The organism is Capnocytophaga canis (assembly GCF_043187445.1).
Taxonomy (GTDB): Bacteria; Bacteroidota; Bacteroidia; order Flavobacteriales; family Flavobacteriaceae; genus Capnocytophaga; species Capnocytophaga canis.
Genome location: NZ_CP171121.1, coordinates 1,449,970 through 1,471,033, shown reverse-complemented (window position 1 = coordinate 1,471,033; position 21,064 = coordinate 1,449,970). Strand labels below are relative to the sequence as shown.

At 35.9% G+C, this 21,064-nt stretch carries 22 protein-coding genes and 1 pseudogene; all 23 read left to right on the top strand.

Annotated features, from left to right (window positions below; all coding sequences use genetic code 11):
• Window positions 1-1,482 precede the first annotated feature (1,482 nt).
• The 23 genes and pseudogenes from ACF3OB_RS06250 to ACF3OB_RS06140 all read left to right on the top strand — a co-directional run bounded on the left by ACF3OB_RS06250 (window position 1,483) and on the right by ACF3OB_RS06140 (window position 21,061).
• Window positions 1,483-1,944, top strand: a complete 462-nt coding sequence (locus tag ACF3OB_RS06250) for a division/cell wall cluster transcriptional repressor MraZ (protein ID WP_042344119.1) — start codon at window positions 1,483-1,485, stop codon at window positions 1,942-1,944.
• Window positions 1,931-2,839 (top strand): 16S rRNA (cytosine(1402)-N(4))-methyltransferase RsmH, encoded by a 909-nt coding sequence (rsmH, locus tag ACF3OB_RS06245; protein WP_042344099.1) that lies wholly within the window; start codon window positions 1,931-1,933, stop codon window positions 2,837-2,839. Before ACF3OB_RS06250 ends, rsmH begins: the two co-directional genes overlap by 14 nt.
• Before the next feature lie 6 nt (window positions 2,840-2,845).
• Window positions 2,846-3,175, top strand: a complete 330-nt coding sequence (locus ACF3OB_RS06240; RefSeq protein WP_042344100.1) for an FtsL-like putative cell division protein — start codon at window positions 2,846-2,848, stop codon at window positions 3,173-3,175.
• Window positions 3,176-3,343: 168 nt separating this feature from the next.
• A complete protein-coding gene (locus ACF3OB_RS06235) occupies window positions 3,344-5,362 on the top strand; it encodes a penicillin-binding protein (protein ID WP_241693926.1) in 2,019 nt (672 codons plus the stop codon).
• A gap of 17 nt (window positions 5,363-5,379) precedes the next feature.
• Complete coding sequence (locus ACF3OB_RS06230; protein WP_042010368.1) at window positions 5,380-6,918, top strand: sulfatase-like hydrolase/transferase; 1,539 nt, start codon at window positions 5,380-5,382, stop codon at window positions 6,916-6,918.
• Between the two features lie 255 nt (window positions 6,919-7,173).
• On the top strand, window positions 7,174-7,488 hold the full coding sequence (locus tag ACF3OB_RS06225; RefSeq protein ID WP_392447104.1) for a DUF4298 domain-containing protein: 315 nt from the start codon (window positions 7,174-7,176) through the stop codon (window positions 7,486-7,488).
• A 2-nt stretch (window positions 7,489-7,490) separates the two neighbouring features.
• Complete coding sequence (locus ACF3OB_RS06220) at window positions 7,491-8,411, top strand: hypothetical protein (RefSeq protein ID WP_392447102.1); 921 nt, start codon at window positions 7,491-7,493, stop codon at window positions 8,409-8,411.
• A gap of 117 nt (window positions 8,412-8,528) precedes the next feature.
• Window positions 8,529-9,146: a transposase gene (locus ACF3OB_RS06215; RefSeq protein ID WP_392447100.1), complete on the top strand. Its 618-nt coding sequence runs from the start codon at window positions 8,529-8,531 to the stop codon at window positions 9,144-9,146.
• A gap of 131 nt (window positions 9,147-9,277) precedes the next feature.
• Entirely contained in the window at window positions 9,278-9,766 is a 489-nt protein-coding gene (locus ACF3OB_RS06210; protein WP_212895706.1) for a YdeI/OmpD-associated family protein, read from the top strand.
• Window positions 9,763-10,287, top strand: coding sequence for an alpha/beta hydrolase (locus ACF3OB_RS06205; protein ID WP_392447098.1), 525 nt, complete (start codon window positions 9,763-9,765; stop codon window positions 10,285-10,287). Before ACF3OB_RS06210 ends, ACF3OB_RS06205 begins: the two co-directional genes overlap by 4 nt.
• A 135-nt stretch (window positions 10,288-10,422) precedes the next feature.
• On the top strand, window positions 10,423-10,938 hold the full coding sequence (locus ACF3OB_RS06200; RefSeq protein ID WP_392447096.1) for a hypothetical protein: 516 nt from the start codon (window positions 10,423-10,425) through the stop codon (window positions 10,936-10,938).
• 18 nt (window positions 10,939-10,956) lie between these two features.
• Window positions 10,957-11,403 carry a GyrI-like domain-containing protein gene (locus ACF3OB_RS06195; RefSeq protein WP_172919915.1) on the top strand — a complete coding sequence of 149 codons (447 nt, stop codon included), beginning with the start codon at window positions 10,957-10,959 and terminating at the stop codon, window positions 11,401-11,403.
• Window positions 11,404-11,454: 51 nt separating this feature from the next.
• A pseudogene (locus ACF3OB_RS06190) lies at window positions 11,455-11,910 on the top strand (OsmC family protein); the annotation flags it as partial.
• Between the two features lie 107 nt (window positions 11,911-12,017).
• Window positions 12,018-12,833 (top strand): DNA alkylation repair protein, encoded by an 816-nt coding sequence (locus ACF3OB_RS06185; protein ID WP_392447094.1) that lies wholly within the window; start codon window positions 12,018-12,020, stop codon window positions 12,831-12,833.
• 103 nt (window positions 12,834-12,936) lie between these two features.
• Window positions 12,937-13,482, top strand: coding sequence for a DUF1697 domain-containing protein (locus ACF3OB_RS06180; RefSeq protein ID WP_392447092.1), 546 nt, complete (start codon window positions 12,937-12,939; stop codon window positions 13,480-13,482).
• 55 nt (window positions 13,483-13,537) lie between these two features.
• Window positions 13,538-14,029, top strand: coding sequence for a putative immunity protein (locus ACF3OB_RS06175; RefSeq protein ID WP_392447090.1), 492 nt, complete (start codon window positions 13,538-13,540; stop codon window positions 14,027-14,029).
• 20 nt (window positions 14,030-14,049) lie between these two features.
• Window positions 14,050-15,093 carry a hypothetical protein gene (locus ACF3OB_RS06170; protein ID WP_392447088.1) on the top strand — a complete coding sequence of 348 codons (1,044 nt, stop codon included), beginning with the start codon at window positions 14,050-14,052 and terminating at the stop codon, window positions 15,091-15,093.
• Window positions 15,094-15,107: 14 nt separating this feature from the next.
• Window positions 15,108-16,661: a UDP-N-acetylmuramoyl-L-alanyl-D-glutamate--2,6-diaminopimelate ligase gene (locus ACF3OB_RS06165; RefSeq protein WP_392447087.1), complete on the top strand. Its 1,554-nt coding sequence runs from the start codon at window positions 15,108-15,110 to the stop codon at window positions 16,659-16,661.
• Window positions 16,662-16,783: 122 nt separating this feature from the next.
• The gene (locus tag ACF3OB_RS06160; RefSeq protein WP_392447085.1) at window positions 16,784-17,509 is read left to right on the top strand and encodes a CPBP family intramembrane glutamic endopeptidase; all 726 of its coding nucleotides are present in this window, start codon (window positions 16,784-16,786) and stop codon (window positions 17,507-17,509) included.
• Between the two features lie 21 nt (window positions 17,510-17,530).
• On the top strand, window positions 17,531-18,076 hold the full coding sequence (locus ACF3OB_RS06155; RefSeq protein ID WP_095893722.1) for a GNAT family N-acetyltransferase: 546 nt from the start codon (window positions 17,531-17,533) through the stop codon (window positions 18,074-18,076).
• Between the two features lie 45 nt (window positions 18,077-18,121).
• The gene (locus ACF3OB_RS06150) at window positions 18,122-18,670 is read left to right on the top strand and encodes a transposase (protein ID WP_095893723.1); all 549 of its coding nucleotides are present in this window, start codon (window positions 18,122-18,124) and stop codon (window positions 18,668-18,670) included.
• A 108-nt stretch (window positions 18,671-18,778) separates the two neighbouring features.
• Window positions 18,779-19,993: a phospho-N-acetylmuramoyl-pentapeptide-transferase gene (mraY, locus tag ACF3OB_RS06145; RefSeq protein ID WP_041995970.1), complete on the top strand. Its 1,215-nt coding sequence runs from the start codon at window positions 18,779-18,781 to the stop codon at window positions 19,991-19,993.
• A 54-nt stretch (window positions 19,994-20,047) separates the two neighbouring features.
• Complete coding sequence (locus tag ACF3OB_RS06140) at window positions 20,048-21,061, top strand: Fic family protein (RefSeq protein WP_172919923.1); 1,014 nt, start codon at window positions 20,048-20,050, stop codon at window positions 21,059-21,061.
• The last annotated feature ends 3 nt before the right edge of the window (window positions 21,062-21,064 follow it).

The window sequence follows — 21,064 nt, the reverse complement described above, 5'->3', positions numbered from 1 at the left end:
TAAAAGTGTATTTGTATTATTTGCGATTTAAAGTAATATTTTTTAAGAGCATATTATATATAAAATTCATAAATCATGAATTTTTTAAAGATTAATAATACTCCTATGCTTATATAAAATATAACGATATTTTTAAATTACAATTAATCTATCGGTTTATGTAAATAGTGATTACTATTTTAAGCTGAACTATGGGAGTTTATTTTTAGTTATTGTATAATTTATTTTCTAAAGTCACTGTAATGAAATTTATTTAAATAATTACATTTTTCTGAAAACTTCTCAATGTTTCGGCAATTTTTTAAAGGAAATAATCTTTACTAATTTTCTTTTCTTGTTAAATTTATTTTCACCAAAAAATATCGACTAATAAATCCAGGGAAATTTGTTCAAATGCCATCATCACTACTTGTAGTGGAATATTCTTAGCATAGTATTCACTAGAAGATACTACTTCTTACTTGTAGTAGATAAATGTTTTATACATAGAGATTAAAATTTCAAATTTAAATTATATCGTTGATTATTTATTCTTCGTTGTTATCCATGATGAGGTTAATGTTTTTATTTTTCCGTTTTTAAACTATTTTGAATACATAAATTTTACCCATTACGGTTTTTTTTCTCTGTTGAATTTTAAATGTATTTATAGATTTCTCAGAAATTAAAAGTAGTTTTTTTATACTTTTTATGTTTATTGAAAAATAGCAGTATTTTTAGGTTGTAGTTGATACGAAAAATCTAACTCTTGAATACTTTTTGGAGGGAAATTGGTATTTTGTTAATATTTTTCTTTTGTATGTTAAACTCTTTTTTACGAAAATAGCTATATATTTTCGTTCATGCAGGAATTTTACAAGATTATTTAATTAATTTAAATTACATTATTTTCGGTTAAATTATATTTATGAAAAATAAGATTCTTTGCTGCTGTTTTTGGTAAAAAATGGAAGTCTATTGTTTGATTTTTCAGTAAATTGCTACTTTCCTATATCATTCAAATAATAATTTTATGATATGTTTAATCTGCTGAATTTTATTAGGTTGATGTATGAAATTTATCAATTTTTAATTCGTTTACTTGAGTTATTCTTAAGCCTTGAAAGTTAACTAAGAAACATAAATTTTCCGTAAATTAAGTTTTAAATTACATAGAAATGTGAAGTTTATTTTACGTTTCTATGTGTTTTAATAACAGCTATAATTTTTTTCGTGTATTCAGCCTACAACAACTCCGCTATTAATTTTCAAAACTTTAGAATCACATCCAGTTCATAAATTATTCTGCAATAAATACTGCTTAGTAGAAGAAATTTATACAGGTTTAATCGTTAAAATATTGTTTTGAGTTTTGTCAGATAATCTTATTTTTCTGTATATAAAAATCTATTTCTCAAAAACTTATCAACAAAGTGGGAAAAAGTGGTGGAATGTGGGAAAAAATTTCTATTTTTGTCGAAAAATAATTTTAAAAATATTTCGTTGAAAATTCTTATAGGGACATATGAATGTAAGATTGACGCTAAAGGACGAGTAGTATTACCAGCTCCTCTCAAAAAACAATTGGGAGATTTGGAAGTTGGTTTTGTACTGAAACGCTCCGATTTTCAGCGTTGTATTGACTTTTATACTACTGAGGAGTGGAATAATGAAATGCTAAAAATCAGAAGTTTGAACCGATATGTGAAAGAAAATGATGATTTCATCAGAAAATTTATGTCGGGAGTGAAACTTGTTGAAACTGACGCCGTTGGTAGAATATTAATTCCTAAAGATTTGCTTGATTTTGCTCAGATCAACAAAGAAATTGTCTTTTCAGCCCTTGGAAGTCGAGTTGAAATTTGGGACAAAAATGCCTACGAAAGAGCAATCGATACAACGACAGAGGATTTTTCACAATTGGCTGAGAAAGTTATGGGAGGACTTAGAAATGACAGCAACTAATTCATATCACAAACCCGTTTTACTAACCGAAAGTATTGATGCACTCAATATTAAAGAGGAAGGAATCTATGTTGATGTTACCTTTGGAGGAGGTGGTCATTCGCGTGAAATTCTCAATCGTTTAGGAAAAAAAGGACGACTCTATGCTTTTGACCAAGATGAGGATGCTATTAAAAATAGTATTGATGATGAACGATTTACGCTCATAAACCAAAATTTCAGATATATTGCCCGATTTTTAAAATTCTACGGAGTTAAAAAAGTAGATGGTATTTTGGGCGACTTTGGTGTGTCATCACATCAGTTTGATGTTCCGGAACGTGGATTTTCTACTCGTTTTGATGGTGTTTTGGATATGCGTATGAATCAAAATGGAGGTGTTTCAGCTCAAAATATCGTAAATGAATATGATGAAAATCAGCTGTATAGGTTGTTTTACAATTATGGCGAATTGAAAAATGCTAAGGCTATTGCCAAAGCTATTGTTGCGGCACGAGTCAATACACCTATCAGAACAGGAAGTGAATTGCAAGAGATTTTAAAGCCATTTTTACAGAAATTCAAGGAAAATAAAACTTTAGCACAGATTTATCAAGCCATACGCATTGAGGTAAATGAAGAAATGCAAGTTTTAGAAGATTTTTTGTTACAATTACCTGATATTGTTTCAGTTGGTGGGCGTATTAGCTTCATAAGTTACCATTCATTAGAAGATAGATTGGTTAAGAGATTCATTCGTGATGGCAAATTTGATGGAGCTGCCGAGAAAGATTTTTATGGGAATACTTTCGTACCATTTAAAAAAATAGGAGGAATGATAACCCCAACCGATGAAGAAATCAAAGAAAATAATCGTGCAAGAAGTGCCAAGTTACGAATTGCCGAACGAATCTGATAACTAATGGGAAAGGCAACTAATGAAATAAAAAATTTTATTCGTGGAAAATTTTTAGTAGAGGGAAAAAATGCTATTAAAAATTGGACAGTCATTGCTTTTTTGTTTGTACTGAGCGTGATAATGATTACGAGTGCTCACAATGCCGATCGCAAGGTACACGAAATTGCACAACTTAATAGGGAGGTTAATGAATTGAAGAGCGAATTTGTTTATGTTCGGTCGAAATTGCAAAAAGTCAAGTTAGAATCAGCATTGTTGGACAAATTACGAAGCAAAGGACTTAAACAACCTGAACGCCCTCCTCACAAGATAAAAGTGATTGTAAGTAATTGATTTTTACAGATCATTCGGTATTTCGATTGCTAATTGATGAATCTTTAAGGAAAATATAAACGAAGTTTGAAGCAATTATTGATATTTTGTTTCCATACGAAGTTTGCATGGCTAGATATGCGATCCAAGAATAGATTAGAACATTAAGAATCCTATATCCTAATAAAAATGAAAACTCAAAAAGAAAACAAAATTCGAGGACGTGCCTATATGGTGGCTTTTATGCTATTCATATTAGCTGTTGTCATATCGGTTAAACTCATAAACATTCAAATTAACGGAAAAGACTATCGAGAAGACTCCGACAAAAGGTATTTGCGTGAGGCAGATATTGAGCCTAATCAAGGAAATCTTTATTCCGATGACGGAAGTTTACTTGCAACCTCAGTGACCCGTTACGATATCCGATGGGATGCGGTGGCCTCTATCAAGAATGAGGATTTTAATAAACATATCCGAGCTTTGAGTGATTCGTTGGGAAAAATGTTTAAAAAACCAAGTTCTTACTATCAAAATTTACTCCGTAAGGAACGTAATCTAAAAAATCGTTATCTATTGATTGGAAAGAATTTAGGCTATGGAGAATATGTTCGAATTAAAAAATTTCCACTTTTTAATTTGGGTGCTAACAAAGGCGGAATTATTGTTGAACCAATCATCAAACGCGAGTATCCCTTAGGAGGAATTGCTCATCGAAGTATAGGATATTCACGTGTTGGGGAAGATGGATACGTCAATCGAATAGGGTTGGAGGGAGCTTATTCCAATTACCTCGTAGGTACGAAGGGTAAACGCATGGAACAAAAGATAGCAAAAGGACAATGGAAACTTGCCAGTGGGTTTAATATCATTGAGCCTAAGGATGGATATGATGTAGTTTCAACCATAAATGTTAATATTCAGGACATTGCACATCACGCTTTGCTTTCGCAACTCCAGAAATATAAAGCTCATCACGGGTGCGTGGTCGTAATGGAAGTTAGTACAGGTGAAATCAAGGCTATTTCAAATTTAGAACTAAATCCAAAAAACAATACTTATTCCGAGCGATATAATTATGCCGTAGGAGAAACACACGAACCAGGTTCCATTTTTAAGCTTATGGCAGTAGTTGCTTCCATGGAAGAAAGTGGTATAGATACAACTTATGTAGTTGATATTAAACAAGGTAAAGCAGAGTACTATAAAGAAACAGTAGAAGATTCACAAAGAAGTTTCAGAGGAAAAATCAATATAGCAAAGGCCTTTGCCATATCATCAAACGTAGGGATGACTGAAATGGTACATCATTTATTTGCTAAAAATCCGAAAGATTTCACCGATAAATTAAGTGAAATGAATTTAGACAAACCTTTGGGATTGCCTATTTTGGGTGAAGGAATACCTTACATTCCTAAGCCTAAGGATAAGAATTGGAGTGGAATATCACTCGAATGGATGTCCTTTGGTTATGGACTAAAACTTACACCTTTACAAAGTTTAACTTTTTATAATGCTATTGCTAACGAAGGTGTTATGGTACGTCCACGTCTGATTAAGGAAGTTAAAGAATGGAATAAAACCATCGAAAAATTTAATGTGGAAATTATCGATAGGCGTATTTGTTCTAAAGAAACTGCTCGAAAAACCAAAGGATTACTTGCTGATGTGGTTGAAAAATCCTACGGTACGGGGCATAAACTCTATTCTCCAAATTTTTCGATGGCAGGAAAAACGGGAACCGCCCGAAAAGATTATGGAAGTAACCAAAAGGGTAGGGGATTTAATTATATTTCATCTTTTGCAGGATTTTTTCCTGTTGATAAACCGAAGTATTCGTGTATCGTAGTTATTCATGAGCCAGACAAAAGTGTTGGATACTACGGAGCTGATGTGTCTGGGCCTGTATTCAAAAGTATTGCACAAAAAATACATACTAACTCATTGTTAATAAATACTATAGAAGACGTTCAAAATTCATCGCTTCAAACAGAAAAGGAATATGATTTGTACTACACAAAGGCTCAAAAATACAAAACAGTTATGCCTAATCTATTCGGAATGAATGCAATGGATGCTATTGCTCTTCTTGAAAATATGGGAGTTCGTGTCAAGTTGGTAGGAGAAGGAAAAGTCAGAGGGCAGTCTCTGCCAAGCGGACAAAAAATAAGAAAAAACGAAAATGTGATTTTGACATTAGGAACCTAATTTAATAGTTTATCAATATGAAAAAGCATTGGTTAAAAGTATCTTTTTTTTGTTTACTGACATTCGTTTTATCCTGTAAGTCAACTGAAAAAAAAGGAAAGACTGTTTTTCCCAACGTAATTTTAATTTACGCTGATGATTTGGGCTATGGTGATTTAAGTAGCTATGGAGGAAAAATTGCTACTCCTCACATTGATCGTTTGGCAGACCACGGAATTTTACACTGTAATGCTTACGCTGCCGCATCGACTTGTACTCCGTCTCGTTATACATTGCTCACCGGAGAATATGCTTGGAGAGAAAAAGGACGTGGAGTAATTAACGGAAATGAAAAAGCACTTATCCCAAGCGGAAGACAAACTGTGGCGAGTGTATTCAAAAAAGCAGGATATACTACTGCCGTTATCGGTAAATGGCATTTAGGATTAGGTGATGAAAATGGAATTGATTGGAACACTCAAATAAGTAACATTCCTGAGGATATTGGTTTTGATGAGAGTTTTATTATGCCTGCCACTTCCGACAGAGTTCCTTGTGTGTATGTAAGTAATGGAAAAGTTCTAAACCTCGATCCAACAGATACGTTGGCTGTAAGTTATCAGAAAAAAATAGGCAATTTACCCACAGGAAAAGAAAATCCTGAATTGTTAAAACTGAAATATTCACACGGGCATGATATGACAATTGTCAACGGAATAAGCAGAATTGGATATCAATCAGGAGGAATGAGTGCCGTTTGGAAAGATGAAAATATTGCTGATGATTTTGTACGTGAATCAAAAAAATTCATCATCAAAAATAAACAAAAACCGTTCTTTTTATACTTAGCAACAAACAACATACATGTGCCGAGAATGCCTCATCCACGTTTTCAAGGGAAAACATCACAAGGATTGCGAGGCGATGCTATTTTAGAGTTAGATGATATGGTTGGTTCTATTTCAAAAACCTTGGATAGCTTACAAATTGCTGAAAATACTATAATTATATTTTCGAGTGATAATGGAGCTGTACTTGATGATGGTTATGCAGATCAAGCCATTGAAAAGTCAGGAGAACACAATCCTTTCGGGGCTCTTAGAGGTGCAAAATACAGTGTTTACGAAGCAGGAACTCGAATCCCAATGATTGTTTCATGGAAAGGAAATATAAAAAAGCAAACCTCACAAGCTCTTGTTAGTCAGACTGATTTTATTGCATCAGTTGGAGCAATGTTAAACGTTCGAATTGATTCTAACCAAGCCTTTGATGCTAAAAACCAATGGGATTCTTGGATAGGAAAAGATAAAAAAGGACGCTCAGAAATTGTACAAGAAGCTATACAAAATACGTTGTCGATAGTTGAGGGTGATTACAAATATATAGAACCTTCAAAAAGTAAAATGAAAGTGGCTTGGCAAACAGGAATAGAAACAGGATTTTCCGACAAACCACAGTTGTACAACTTAAAGCAAGATCCAGCGGAAAAAGTAAATCTTGCTGAGCAACAACCACAATTAGTGATTGATTTAGCAAAAAAATTAGATTCTATAAAGAATCAGCATAAGGGTAAGTAAAGCAACCCTAACGTTCTTTGACATAATGGGATTTTTTAAAATATTGTAGAGGATTTTCATTGTAAAAAGTTCGTTGGGAAACGAACGCAAATTAAGTTTATACACAAAGAAATTGATTATCAAACTGCGGTTAGCGATTATCTAACCGCAGTTAATCAATTTCAAGGCTAAAAAATCATTTCCAAATCATAAAAAACTACTTCTAAAAGACACAGAAAAACAATCTTACATATTAAATGTAAAAAATAATAAGCTATGACCCAAAAACAATTACAAAACATTCAAGAAATGGAGGAAATCCTCAATAAAATAGAAGATTTCACCCCGAAAGCGGAAGAATTTCTCAAACAATGGCAGGAATTACTTCCCGAAGTGCAAAAACTTAACGCCTATTACGGAAGCGACCAATGGCAAAAAGATTATGACGCTTCCAATCGTGGTGAAATTCCCGAAGGAATGCCCCACGGAGTACTCTCGGAAGACTTGGCATACAATGCTTTGGGCGACCAATACTTCTTGGCTGTGGATTTTTTAAAATTGGTTACCAAAATCATTTCAAGAGAAGAATAGATATGCAAGAAATTTATTTACTTTCCGAAAACCACAACGATTACCACCTCGGTTTTGAGGTGCAATCACCTGAAAAACAATTTATTTCGTGGGACGCTACCTACGAGGAAGTTATCGCATCGCCTTTGGTGGAATGGGACAGCCCTTTTGATTTGGATTATGAGGTGTATGAGTATTACTATTTTAAATATCCGGTGCGGGTGGGCAATTTGCTATTTTCCAAATTTGAATTTCGCATTCATAACACCCAGCGTAGGGATATAGCCGTACGAGAATACTATGCCAATGGAGACACACAGGTAGAGGAATTTGATTTTTGGCAAGTGCATCAGCAACTAGAAAAACATTTGCCTCTCAATGAACACTATAAAACTCGTGAAGACCTCTATTCATTTTTTCAGAAAGACGGAATGACATTTCTTAGCGTTTATTACGGAGAACCTCAGCATCAATATGTGTTTTTTAATATTATCAATGCCCGTAAATATCCCGAATTAATCACTCCAATTGAAAATGAGGAGAATATACAACTTACCGATTGGGTGTTATTTCCGAAAGAATACATCCGAATAGAGACCAACTATCAAGAAAACGAAATCGTAAAACGCCGTCCACCTTTACTAACGGAAAGGTTTGGCGACCAAGCCGTATTGTGGCGAGATGAAGTAAATAAACAACTCGGGGTAAGTGTGGGTGAATTTTGCAATATTTTTCCGCTATCGAATATTAAAAAAGTGTACATCGAGCGTATGCTTCCTGCCAAAGGCAGTGGTGCCGATACCCTGCGAGTGTATTACAAAAAACAAAAATACCCAATGCTAATTTTCGGTGCCAAAGAATATGATTTGGATAATTATCTGCCCCAATTGGAAAAATTCTTCGGTATGCGTATTGAAGTAACAGGGTTTTATTATAATTGTTAATGGTTAATTATCAATTATTAAGGATTTTCCAATATAGGTTTCGTAATATTGTAGGGCAAATCAATATTTGCCCTATAATAAAGGCGAAAAATGTTTCGCCCCAATAATAGATTGATTATGAAAAAATACAATCCCGATAAACACAAAAGGCGTTCTATTCGTCTGAAAGGATATGATTACAGCCGTGAAGGGTTGTATTTCATCACGATTTGTTGCCAAAACAGAGCACATTATTTTGGGGAAATCATCAATGAGGAAATGCAATTAAATGAAATAGGAGAAATTGCCCAAAAATGTTGGAGAGACATTCCCAATCATTTTAAAAATGTTTTGTTGCATACATTTGTGGTGATGCCCAATCACATTCATGGCATAATAGAAATTGTAACCCCCGTAGGGGCAAATCAACATTTGCCCCATAATGAAACGGCAAATTACCATTTGCCCTATAATAAGGGCGAAAAATATTTCGCCCCAACAAATCAACATTTGCCCGATGATAATAGAGCGAAAGATATTTCGCCCCTACGGGGGACATCAAACACCATTGGTTCCATCGTGCGTGGTTTTAAAATTGGTGTAACCAAATGGGTGCGTTCCAATACAAATATCCATCAAATTTGGCAACGCAATTATTACGAACATATTATCCGAAATGAGGCATCGTATTTCAGAATTCACGAATACATCGAAAATAATCCTGCAAAATGGACAGAAGATTGTTTTCACAAATAACCCCGTAGGGGCAAATCAACATTTGCCCAAATGTTGAACATATTACCAATTGTAGAAACGCAATGTGTTTGCGTCTTTACCAAGATTGTATTGCACTTCTACGGAATTGAAGCGATAAGAAAATAAACAATATGAAAGAAATGGACGAAGATTTACAACAAATGACCCGAGAGCAACTCATTTCGGAGGTCGAAAAATTACGCAATGCCATTCGTAAGCACCGTGATTGCAGCGAACACGATTTGTGTTGGTTTCATCCTGATTTATGGAATTTACTCCCTGAAAAATATGAGGTGGATATATCTGTTCCGCAGTGGGATAAGTTTATGCAAGGATGTATCCAGTATCGAAAATCATTAGACAAACAATTGCCCAATGCACCCAGAACTACTACTGATTTTGATGAAGCTGAAAAAAGGCATACCCAAGCCATTAACAGCATAGACATAGAAAACATATTAAAAGAAACCCCCGAGGCATATGCCGTGTTTCAAAAACTGAGTCCGTCTCACAAAAACGAGTATATCCAATGGATAAATGAAGCCCAAAAGCAAGAAACCAAAGAAAGGCGTTTGGAGAAAATGATAAGTATGTTACTAAACAAAAAGGAAAACCAATGAAAAAACTCATCGTTATTTCGGATTTATGGGGTGTAAAACAATCACAATGGTGGCAATATTACACCGAAACCTTATCCAAACATTTTGAGGTTATCTTTTATGACGCTTGTCAGTTAGGGCAGATAGATGTAAGTCAATATACCGAGGTGGCACTGCATCAGCAATTTATGGACGGTGGCGTTCTACAATCTGTACAAAACTTAGCCTACAAAGAAAAAGAAACCTTCGCCATACTAGGTTTTAGCATAGGTGGCTATATTGCTTGGAGAGCCTTACACAGCGGATTAAAAGCCCAACATTTGGTAGCCGTATCCTCCACCCGATTGCGGTATGAAACAATACCTCCAAAAGCTCAGCTTCACCTATTTTATGGTAAAAAAGACCATCATCTGCCCAGTACTGCGTGGTATGATACAATGAAAACATCGCCATACCTGTTTGATGAGGCGTATCACAACTTTTACCAAAAAAAATACATCGCACAGCAAATCTGCGAGTACATCGAAAATAAGATGCTATAAGCCCTGATAATTCAAAGATATAAAAATGAAAATCAATGCCGTATAATGCTTAAAAATATTATATTTGTTAGCCATAGGACATACAAGGTATTCCAATATAAGAGTAAAAAATATTTTGCCCCAATAAGTAAAAATATGAAACATACAACAAAACTTTGGCTATATTTTATCATCACAATGTCGGTGTATTTGTTGATGGTTTTTATTACCATACCCACACTGAATCGCCTTGCCAACGGACTGAAAATCATTGATGTACTACCTTTTTACGATGATGAATATGTCGTGCGTCTTTTGGAATATTTAGAAAGCGAGGGCAGACATTACTATCTGTACAGGCAATTACCCATTGATATGATATACCCGCTACTTTATGCCTTTACTTACAGACAGATATTAAAGCATTTCATTGATAAATTGAACTTTAAAAGGGTAAGATGGGTGGTCTTTTTACCCATTTTGGCGGCAGTGTTTGACTACTTGGAAAATATCGGTATCGGCATATCGCTTTACCGCTTTCCGTCGCTTTCGGATGCTGTTTTATCCGTATTGCCTTTTTTCAGTTTGCTGAAAAATCTCTTTGTAGTACTGTATCTGTTAGCATTTTTCGGATTGGGAATTATGGTTTTGGTGAGAAGAAAGAAAATATAAAACTTAAAAACAAATATTATGACACACGCATTTAAAATCATCGGCATCGCGGTACGAACGACCAATGCCAACGGACAAGCCGCAACAGATTTGGGCAAACTTTGGGGGCAATTTATGAGCGACACCATTTCAAAAATCCCGAATACCATTTCGGAGGAAATTATCGCCATTTACACCGATTATGAAAGTGATTATCAAGGAGCTTATACCGCGATTATCGGAAAGAAAGTCAATTCGTTAGACGAAATTCCAAACGGAATGATTGGGCGAGAATTTCCTGCTACAAAATTTCAGAAGTTCATTGCCAAAGGAGAAATGCCCAATGCCGTTATGCAGACTTGGAAAACCATTTGGGAACAAGATGAAGTGCTGAATCGTGCCTACCAGTACGATTTTGAAGTCTATGGCGAAAAATCCCAAAACGGCGACCAATCCGAAGTGGAGGTTTTCGTTTCGGTGAAGTAAAATAAGCTGAGTAACAAAAATTGTTTTTTTCAAAATAGGAGACCTAAAAATATGAAAAAACATCAATATCAATCCACTATATTATGGACAGGAAATCAAGGGCAAGGCACCAAAACTTATACCACCTATGAAAGAAGTTATCTTATTGAAGCTGAAGGGAAATCGGCAATCCAAGGGTCTTCTGACCCTGCTTTTCGTGGCGACAAAACAAAGCATAATCCTGAGGATTTATTGATAAGTGCGGTGGCTTCGTGTCATATGCTTTGGTATCTGCATCTTTGCTCGGAAAACAATGTGATTGTAGAAGAATATTCTGATACGCCACAAGGGATTATGATAGAGGAAAAAAGTGGAAAAGGATATTTTGAGGAAATAACTTTAAATCCTATCGTGGTGGTTTCTGATAAAGAAATGGTAGAAAAAGCAATTGACCTACACGAAAAAGCTCACGAATTTTGTTTTATTGCTAATTCTGTTAATTTCCCTATTGGACTTAATCCGATAATAAACAACTCAAAAATAAACACCTACATCGCACTCATTAGACACTTTATAGTAAAAAGAGCCTTCTCCTATGGGGTATATACATCGTTTAATTTTTAAAAGGAAATAATATGACGCACGAAATACAAAACCGTAAAGGGGCAACCAAACTTGAAAACATTCCAGAACAAGTACTAAAATTATTGAACGAAGGTACAATAGAAAGCGTTAATTTAACCGAGTGGCTTGCTGTAAATCATACGGATTTGGTGGCTACAGTGTTCCCCAAAATAGGGATTTCAAATGCGTATATTTCTGAAATTCAAGAGCTCATAAAAAATCAAAAAAAGCCATCAACGATGAATACCATTAAATTGATTGGAGCATTTCTTTATGAAAAATACGCAAAATCAACGGATTATTTAGCCGTTTTTGAAAAATTAGCCACACATTTGTCTGATTCGGTACGTTGTTATGCCACTTATTTTATGGCTCTGAATAGCGATTTTTCGCTTGAAAAAAAGCTCGGTTTGTTACAGCCGTTGGTGGCAGACAAGCATTTTGGGGTGCGTGAAGTGGTTTGGATGGCACTCAGACCTGAATTGAGCCAAAATTTGGCATTTTCAATTGATTTTCTATCGGTTTGGGCAGAAAATAAAGATGAAAATATCCGTCGTTTTTCTTCGGAAGCCTTGCGTCCGCGTGGGGTGTGGTGTTCGCATATCGAGACCTTGAAAAATTCACCTGAATTGGCATTGCCTATTTTGGAGAAATTAAAATCGGATTCGGCTAAATATGTGCAAGATAGCGTAGGCAATTGGCTGAATGATGCAAGTAAATCTCGCCCCGACTTTGTACAGGAGTTGTGCAAGCGTTGGGAAAAAGAAAGCCTTACAAAATCAACGCAATATATTATTAAAAAAGCTTTAAGAACACTTTCAAAATAGAAAGGTAAAATATTGTAAGAGCGTATTGCGTACGCTCGATAATGTAAGGGCAAAAAATATTTTGCCCCAACAATGAAATAGTAAATGGTAAAAAACCAAAAATATGAATACCTATATCGTCCTTTTGCGTGGTGTGATGCCCACAGGGAAAAACAAAATTCCGAGTATGGCTTTTCTGAAAGAAATTTTGGAAAAAGGCGGATTTGCGAATGTGAAAACCTATATTCAAAGTGGAAATATCGTCTTACAAACGGAGCTTTCTCCTGTGGAAGTGAGCGGGAAGGTACATCAAATTATCAAGGAAAACATTGGTGCAGAACTCCCTGTGATTGTAAAAACCGCTGATGAAATTCAGCAAGTTTTAAGCGAAAATCCATTTACCGAGAATCACGACAGCAAACGCGTTTTCTTTACGCTTTTTAATGATGAATTATCGCTGTCATTGGCAAAGGAACTCAAAAAGCAGGATTTTGGCGAGGAAAAATTTGATTTTAGCGAAAAAGCATTGTATATGTATTTACCCAAAGATGCCAGTCGTAGCAAACTCAGTAACAATTTTTTAGAAAAGAAACTTAACATCATCGCCACCACACGCAATTTCAATACATTAACGAAGTTGGTAGCGTTGGCGGAGGAAATGGAAAATTAATTCGTAATATTGTGAGATTGGATATATCCGCTTCGATGATAACAAAAATGAAAAAATGGATTTTTATAAATATCAAAAACCTGTCGGAAAAATAGAAGATATTTCTGCATTACGCGATGAATTCATCACAATTTTCGACACCAAAAATCGTCAGGAAATTGTGCTATTCTGTCTGTCATTAGCACAACATCTCATAGATTTTACAAAGTTTGAGCCTTGCGATGAAATGTTATTGGCTTTTGAGGCGATGAAAGAATGGCTTGATGGAAAAACCAATTATCATAAAGCAAGAAACATAAGTTTCCAAATCAGCAGATTAGCAAAAGAAGAAAGTGATGTAGCAAAAGTAAAATTTTACCGAACGATGGCTCAAATTGCTGCAAGTCCGCACACCAAATTTCACGGATTATGGGCAACAGATTTCGCAATAACTCTTATCAACAAACTGTTTCCCAACGATATGGAAGCAGTTAGAACAGAAAGAGAAAAACACATCGCTTTATTGAAAGTATCTTGTTTCAGCAACGACAAGGTTTTGAAAAGTTAGATTTTTTATTACACAAGACTATGAATCTAAAAGACAAAATTCTCGTATTTTTCGTGGGAATGGCAACAGTTGTCTTCTCTCAAATTCCGAATACAAGTTGGGAAAACAACCTCATCGGAAAGGTAAAACTCGTTACCGAAATCACCCACGACAACGGTTCACTTGTGTCGGCTGAAACTACCAGAACTTACACTTATGATTCTTTGGGATATTTGTCAAAATATACGTTCAAAAGCAAAAATTCTTCTTCCGAAAGTTTTTATACTTATGACGAAAACGGAAATGAAATCGAAAAGAAAGATTGTGATTTGTACGGTTCTCGTTGCTTATACACTAAACATATATACAATAGTTTAGATAAACTTGTTGAATATCAGAAAGAATGGAGAAGATACACTGAAAGAACACGTTACGAATACAACAACGAAGGAGTTAAAGAAAAAGAAATTTTATATACAGATAATGCCCTTAAAAGTAAAAATGTATTTGTTTATGATGACAAAGGGAGAAAATCACGAATATTTGCATACAGTACTGATAATGAACTTAAAGGAATCGCTTATTTCAATTATAAAGAAAAGTGGTACGACAAAAAGCAATTTACGGAAACACGCATCGAAACCTATCCAACTTCTTGGGAAGTGATAGTCAAAGTAGTTAGAAAATATGGCAAGAGAAAAAACGTAAAAAAGGAATTTTCAAATAAGAATCGCTATACCGATATTTCAGTAGAAAAATTTAACCGAAAAGGGAAATTGCGTAAAAAAATATACATCACAAAACGAGATTATAGAGAACGAAAAAAGAACCAAAAGAAAGAACTGGCAAACGTTGTGTCTTCCAATCATTACGTACCTGCACTTTCTGTAAAGAAATCAAAAAGTAAAATGGTTTATAAATATGACCGCAAAGGAAATCTGACGATGCTAAAAAACAGAAGTACTGGCATTCGAGAAAAAAGCAAGTATGTATATGATAATCAAGGGAATTGGACAAAAAGAATTACCACTCAAAAAAATGGCAAAGCCGAAATTACAGAACGAACAATAGCATATTATCCTTAATCACAAATAACCTAATGAACCTAAAAAAATTATTACAAAACATAGAAATCATTTCCCTTTCGGGGGAAACCAACCGCGAAGTGGGCAATATCGTGCAGGATTCAAGAGCCGTAAAACCCAACGACCTGTTTATCGCCATCAAAGGAACTGCCTCTGACGGACATTTATTTATCAATAAAGCCATTGAAAACGGAGCGAAAATCGTGGTATCCTCTCCCCCCGCCCTCTCCCAAGGAGAGGGAGTCTGTGAGAGCGGAAAAAACACCACACAAACAGCTGAGTCCAAAAGCCCCTCCCCTTGGGGGAGGAAGTCCGCGAAAGCGGAGTATGTGAGGGGAGGGGATTGTACTGTGATAGAAGTCTCCGATACCACTGCGGCATTAGCAACGATGGCTTCCAATTTTTACGACAATCCGTCCGAAAAACTCCAATTGGTGGGCATTACAGGTACGAACGGAAAAACCACCACCACGTCTTTGCTGTATCAGTTGTTTCGAAAAGTGGGCTACAAGGTGGGACTGATTTCCACCATTGCCATTTATGTCGATGACCAAAAATTCGAGACGAAAAACACCACGCCCGACATCTTGACCCTGAATAAGTATCTGAAAATGATGGTCGATGCAGGTTGTCAGTATTGCTTTATGGAAGTGAGTTCGCACGGTGTGGAGCAACGACGCATCGAAGGCTTACAATTTGCAGGGGGCGTGTTTACGAATCTAACACACGACCATTTGGACTATCACCAAACCTTTGCCAATTACCGTGATGCTAAAAAGAAGTTTTTCGACCAATTGCCAAAGACAGCCTTTGCTCTTACCAATATCGACGACAAAAATGGCGGTGTAATGTTGCAAAATACCAAAGCACAAAAGAAGTCGTACGCTCTGAAATCGTTTGCAGATTATCGCTTGCAGATATTGGAAAATCAATTTTCGGGCTTGGTGCTGAAAATAGACGGACAGGAAGTTTGGACAAACCTTATCGGGCAGTTCAATGCTTATAATCTGTTGGCGGTCTATGCCGTTGCCGATTTGCTCGGACTTGATAAAATGCAAAATCTAACCGCTTTGAGTACGTTGCAATCGGTGGGCGGACGTTTTCAATATTTTGTTTCCAAAGACAAAATTACCGCCATTGTGGATTATGCCCACACGCCCGATGCCCTGCAAAACGTGTTGGATACGATTAACAACATTCGTACCAAAAATGAACAACTTATCACGGTGGTGGGTTGTGGAGGCAATCGCGACAAGAGCAAACGCCCTGTAATGGCGGATATTTCCACGAAGGAAAGTTCGCGAGTGATTTTTACCTCCGACAATCCGCGAGACGAAGACCCACAAACGATTTTAGAAGAAATGGAAGCAGGAGTCCAAGCAGAATATTACAAAAAGTTCGTAACCATAGCCGACCGTCGTCAGGCAATAAAAACCGCTTGTCAGTTTGCTCAATCGGGAGATATTATCCTCATTGCAGGAAAAGGACACGAAACCTATCAGGAAGTAAAAGGCGAACGCACCCATTTTGATGATATGGAAGAAGTGAAGAAAATATTGAACGTGTAGGGGCGTATGGAATATGCCCAATGATGAACATTGCATACGCCCAAACAAAACGAAAAGGGCGTAAGCTCACATACTCCGTTTTCACGGACTTTGCCCCTACGACAACAAAATACAAATCAAAAATGATAAAAATTTTAGCTGAATCTTTTTTACAAATAGCTCTGTTGCTTCCTTTTGCAATTTTATTTCTGAAAGAAAAAAGCAAAATCAGTTTCATACGATTATTGATTTTTGTAGGTTGCTATGTGGCATATCAGTTATTTCTCGTGCTTCCGAGCATCAATGCAGTGTTCGATGTAATAGAAAGTCGTTGGAATTGGGAAGGAAAAGCATTGGGAATCATTTGTGGAATAAGCTGTTATTTCATTTTTAGAAGATATTTTCACGAAAATGATTTTTTCACTTTAAAACAAAATAGAGAAAACTTAAAACCAACTCTCATTGTAGCGGTGGGAGTGGTATTATTATCTGTTGTGGTTTGGTTTTTATTGGGTAAATCCGAATTTGATATGGAAACATTGGCTTTTCAAATATCCTTGCCGGGCGTTGATGAAGAGATAATGTTTCGCGGAATTCTACTCGGACTTTTGGCTTCTTCATTGAAAGAAAAAACAACTTTTGTAGGAAATCCAAGCGTTTTACTAACGGCGATTCTATTCGGACTTATGCATAGTTTGACTCTTGATAAAAACTATGCGATTGATTTTGAATCTATTTATTTTATACAAACCACTTTTGCAGGATACCTTTGGGGGTGGATAACCCTAAAAAGTCGAAGTATATTGTTAGCGATTTTGTCCCATAATTTCAGTAATTTTTTCGGGACATTAGCTACAATGATTAAATAATCCATTCATTAGAAACAAAATATGAAACTAATCATAAACGAAAAATTATATCTCGAATTGGTACAATTATCTGATGCTGAGACCATTTTCAGTACAATAGACACACAGAGAAAATATTTGGGCGAGTGGCTTCCGTTCGTTTCTTTTATAAAAAATCTTGCTGATGAAGAAAATTTTATAAAATCAGCTTTGGAAACGATGGAACAGACCAAAGAATACATCTTTTGCATTCGAAAAGAAGGCGAATTCGTCGGGCTTATCAGTTTTATCAAAACAGACAAACTCAATCAGAAAACTGAAATCGGTTATTGGATTTCAGAAACATACCAAAAACAAGGCATCACAACCCAAGCCACTAAGCGAATATGCGAATTTGCCTTTACCGAAATGGGAATGAACCGCGTACAAATCCGTTGTGCTGTTGGTAATTTACCAAGCAAAAACATTCCAAAGCGATTGGGATTTACCTTTGAAGGCGTCGAACGGCAAGGCGAACGCGTTTCGGAAAATGTATTCCGAGATTTGGAAATTTACAGCAAACTGAAAGAGGAATTTTTAATACCGTAAGGGCGTAATGCTTACGCCCTTACTACGAAAAAAAACAAATCAAAAATGAAAAAATACAACTCCGACATACACAAGAGGCGTTCGATTCGTCTGAAAGGATATGATTACAGTCGTGAAGGGTTATATTTCATTACGATTTGTTGTCAAAACAGAGAACATTATTTTGGTGAAATTGTAGATGGTAAAATGCAATTGAATGAAATAGGAAAAATTGCCTATAATGAATGGATAAATACGGAAACAATTCGCAAAAATGTGGTATTACATTCATTTGTGGTGATGCCAAATCATTTTCACGCCATTATAGAAATCACCCACCAATGTAGGGGTGTATTGCATACGCCCAATGATATAACATTGCATACACCCAATGATAATGAAAAAGGCGTATGCAATACGCCCCTACGGTCACCATCGCAAACATTAGGTGCAATTGTTCGCGGTTACAAATCGGCGGTGTCTAAAAAAATAGGATTTTCCGTTTGGCAACGGAATTATTACGAACACATTATCCGAAATGAGGAATCGTATTTTAAAATTCACGAATATATCGAAAACAATCCCGCAAAATGGGAAGAGGATTGTTTTTATTAATAAAACAATGTAGAGGCGTTTGCGTACGTCCAAACAAATAATTTTAATAAAAAAATAATCATAAGGGCGTAAGCATTACGCCCCTACAACAACAAAAACAATTTAAAAATGTTATATTATCTATTTGATTACTTAGAAAAAGAATACAATTTGGCGGGAGCAGGATTGTTTCAATACCTTTCGTTCCGTGCGGGGATTGCGGCGATTCTCTCACTTTTAATTGCGACCATCTTCGGTAAGAAAATTATCCGTAGGCTGTACGCACTTCAGGTGGGAGAAACCATTCGTGATTTAGGTCTGCAAGGACAAAACGAAAAAGCAGGAACACCTACAATGGGAGGCGTGATTATCATCTTGGCAACGCTCGTACCGGTACTTCTGTTTGCTGAACTGGCAAACGTGTACATCATTTTACTTGTAGTTTCAATGATTTGGATGGGAATCATTGGGTTTGCGGACGACTACATCAAGGTTTTTAGAAAGAACAAAGACGGACTTAAAGGCAAATTCAAAGTTTTGGGACAAATAGGTCTCGGACTTTTTGTCGGAGCGATGCTTTATTTCAACCCTAATGTAACCGTGAAGAACGAAAGCACAAAAGCAAGTACAGTAACCGAAGTTCAAATTCAGCAGGAAGAAATAAAATCTACCAAAACCACTATTCCGTTTATGAAAAACAACGAATTTGACTATGCCGACCTGATTTCGTGGGCAGGTGAAGGAAGTAAAGACTGGGTTTGGGTGGTTTTTATTCCGATAGTTATTTTAATTGTGACGGCAGTCTCCAACGGAGCTAACCTCACCGACGGAATTGACGGATTGGCAGCAGGAAGTTCGGCAATCATTGTGCTAACACTTGGGATTTTCGCTTGGGTATCGGGGAATATCATTTTTTCGCAGTACCTCAACATAATGTACATCCCCAATGTAGGAGAAATGACCATCTTCATCGCTGCATTTGCTGGGGCTCTCATCGGATTTTTGTGGTATAACACCTATCCTGCTCAGGTTTTTATGGGCGATACAGGTAGCCTGACCATTGGGGGCGTAATTGCCGTGATTGCTATTTCAGTTCGTAAGGAATTGCTCATTCCATTGCTGTGTGGTATCTTCCTGATTGAAAATCTATCGGTTATGATGCAAGTTTCTTACTTCAAATACACAAAAAAGAAGTATGGCGAGGGCAAACGCATCTTCCTGATGTCACCTTTGCATCATCATTATCAGAAAAAAGGCTATCACGAGAGTAAAATTGTGATGCGATTCTTAATTGTGGGCATCATTCTGGCAATAATGTCCTTCGTGACCTTAAAAATTAGGTAATCGAAGTTCAGAAAGAAAATCAAACTGACAATTAATAATAAAATTCAGAGCAAAATGGATATTTTCGAGGAGTATCTGCAACAAGGAGAACCCAATAAGCGCGAAAAAGCAAACGCTTGGAATACTGCTATTGGTTTACAAGAGGTTGATGGCATAAAACCATCGGACTATCTGATAAAAACAGCAAAGCAGAATATTGAAGGAAATATATCTATCGAAGAAGCGAAGCAACAAATAAACAACTACTATCAGCAGCAAAACTCTAAAAATGAAGAAAATCGCACAGAAGAAGCTGATAAAGTTTCTGTTCGCATTGCGGAAATATTAGGCGAAAATACTTTTTCATTCTCGCCCATAGAATATATCAGTATTCACCGTCGATTGTTTGAAGGGATTTATCCACACGCGGGGAAAATCCGTACCTACAACATTACCAAAGCCGAATGGGTGTTAAATGGAGAAACCGTGATTTATGCAAGTGCCGAAAATTTAAAACAAACTTTAGATTATGACTTTGCTCAGGAAAAAATATTTAGCTACAAAGGGTTAAACAAGCAACAGATTGTTGAGCATATCGCACATTTCATTTCTTATCTGTGGCAAATACACATTTTTGGAGAAGGAAATACGCGGACTACGGCTGTTTTTCTTATAAAATACCTTCGAAAATTAGGATTTAAACAAATAAATAATGATATGTTCGCTCGTCATTCGTGGTTTTTTCGTAATGCTCTTGTTAGAGCTAATTATGAAGACTTGTCACAAGGAATACATAAAACCGATGTTTTTTTAATCCGATTTCTATCGAATTTACTTTTAGGAGAAAATCATATGCTTAGAAATCGAGAAATGCACGTTCACTTTGAACCTGTAAACACACAAAATGAACCTGTAAATGACCCTCTATTGTTGCTCATTCAAAAGCAGCCAAATATTACTATCAAGCAAATAAGTGAAATTTTAAAAATAAGTATTAGTACAGCGAAAAGACGTATCCAAGCATTTAAAGAAAAAGGAGTTATCTATCGCGTGGGGAGTGACAAAACAGGTATTTGGAAATTAAAGTAAAAA

What these genes read in the sequence shown, in the direction of transcription:
- rsmH (WP_042344099.1), top strand. Translation starts at nt 1,931, where the DNA reads ATGACAGCAACTAATTCATATCACAAACCCGTTTTACTAACCGAAAGT.
- ACF3OB_RS06240 (WP_042344100.1), top strand. Translation starts at nt 2,846, where the DNA reads ATGGGAAAGGCAACTAATGAAATAAAAAATTTTATTCGTGGAAAATTT.
- ACF3OB_RS06235 (WP_241693926.1), top strand. Translation starts at nt 3,344, where the DNA reads ATGAAAACTCAAAAAGAAAACAAAATTCGAGGACGTGCCTATATGGTG.
- ACF3OB_RS06230 (WP_042010368.1), top strand. Translation starts at nt 5,380, where the DNA reads ATGAAAAAGCATTGGTTAAAAGTATCTTTTTTTTGTTTACTGACATTC.
- ACF3OB_RS06225 (WP_392447104.1), top strand. Translation starts at nt 7,174, where the DNA reads ATGACCCAAAAACAATTACAAAACATTCAAGAAATGGAGGAAATCCTC.
- ACF3OB_RS06220 (WP_392447102.1), top strand. Translation starts at nt 7,491, where the DNA reads ATGCAAGAAATTTATTTACTTTCCGAAAACCACAACGATTACCACCTC.
- ACF3OB_RS06215 (WP_392447100.1), top strand. Translation starts at nt 8,529, where the DNA reads ATGAAAAAATACAATCCCGATAAACACAAAAGGCGTTCTATTCGTCTG.
- ACF3OB_RS06210 (WP_212895706.1), top strand. Translation starts at nt 9,278, where the DNA reads ATGAAAGAAATGGACGAAGATTTACAACAAATGACCCGAGAGCAACTC.
- ACF3OB_RS06205 (WP_392447098.1), top strand. Translation starts at nt 9,763, where the DNA reads ATGAAAAAACTCATCGTTATTTCGGATTTATGGGGTGTAAAACAATCA.
- ACF3OB_RS06200 (WP_392447096.1), top strand. Translation starts at nt 10,423, where the DNA reads ATGAAACATACAACAAAACTTTGGCTATATTTTATCATCACAATGTCG.
- ACF3OB_RS06195 (WP_172919915.1), top strand. Translation starts at nt 10,957, where the DNA reads ATGACACACGCATTTAAAATCATCGGCATCGCGGTACGAACGACCAAT.
- ACF3OB_RS06185 (WP_392447094.1), top strand. Translation starts at nt 12,018, where the DNA reads ATGACGCACGAAATACAAAACCGTAAAGGGGCAACCAAACTTGAAAAC.
- ACF3OB_RS06180 (WP_392447092.1), top strand. Translation starts at nt 12,937, where the DNA reads ATGAATACCTATATCGTCCTTTTGCGTGGTGTGATGCCCACAGGGAAA.
- ACF3OB_RS06175 (WP_392447090.1), top strand. Translation starts at nt 13,538, where the DNA reads ATGGATTTTTATAAATATCAAAAACCTGTCGGAAAAATAGAAGATATT.
- ACF3OB_RS06170 (WP_392447088.1), top strand. Translation starts at nt 14,050, where the DNA reads ATGAATCTAAAAGACAAAATTCTCGTATTTTTCGTGGGAATGGCAACA.
- ACF3OB_RS06165 (WP_392447087.1), top strand. Translation starts at nt 15,108, where the DNA reads ATGAACCTAAAAAAATTATTACAAAACATAGAAATCATTTCCCTTTCG.
- ACF3OB_RS06160 (WP_392447085.1), top strand. Translation starts at nt 16,784, where the DNA reads ATGATAAAAATTTTAGCTGAATCTTTTTTACAAATAGCTCTGTTGCTT.
- ACF3OB_RS06155 (WP_095893722.1), top strand. Translation starts at nt 17,531, where the DNA reads ATGAAACTAATCATAAACGAAAAATTATATCTCGAATTGGTACAATTA.
- ACF3OB_RS06150 (WP_095893723.1), top strand. Translation starts at nt 18,122, where the DNA reads ATGAAAAAATACAACTCCGACATACACAAGAGGCGTTCGATTCGTCTG.
- mraY (WP_041995970.1), top strand. Translation starts at nt 18,779, where the DNA reads ATGTTATATTATCTATTTGATTACTTAGAAAAAGAATACAATTTGGCG.
- ACF3OB_RS06140 (WP_172919923.1), top strand. Translation starts at nt 20,048, where the DNA reads ATGGATATTTTCGAGGAGTATCTGCAACAAGGAGAACCCAATAAGCGC.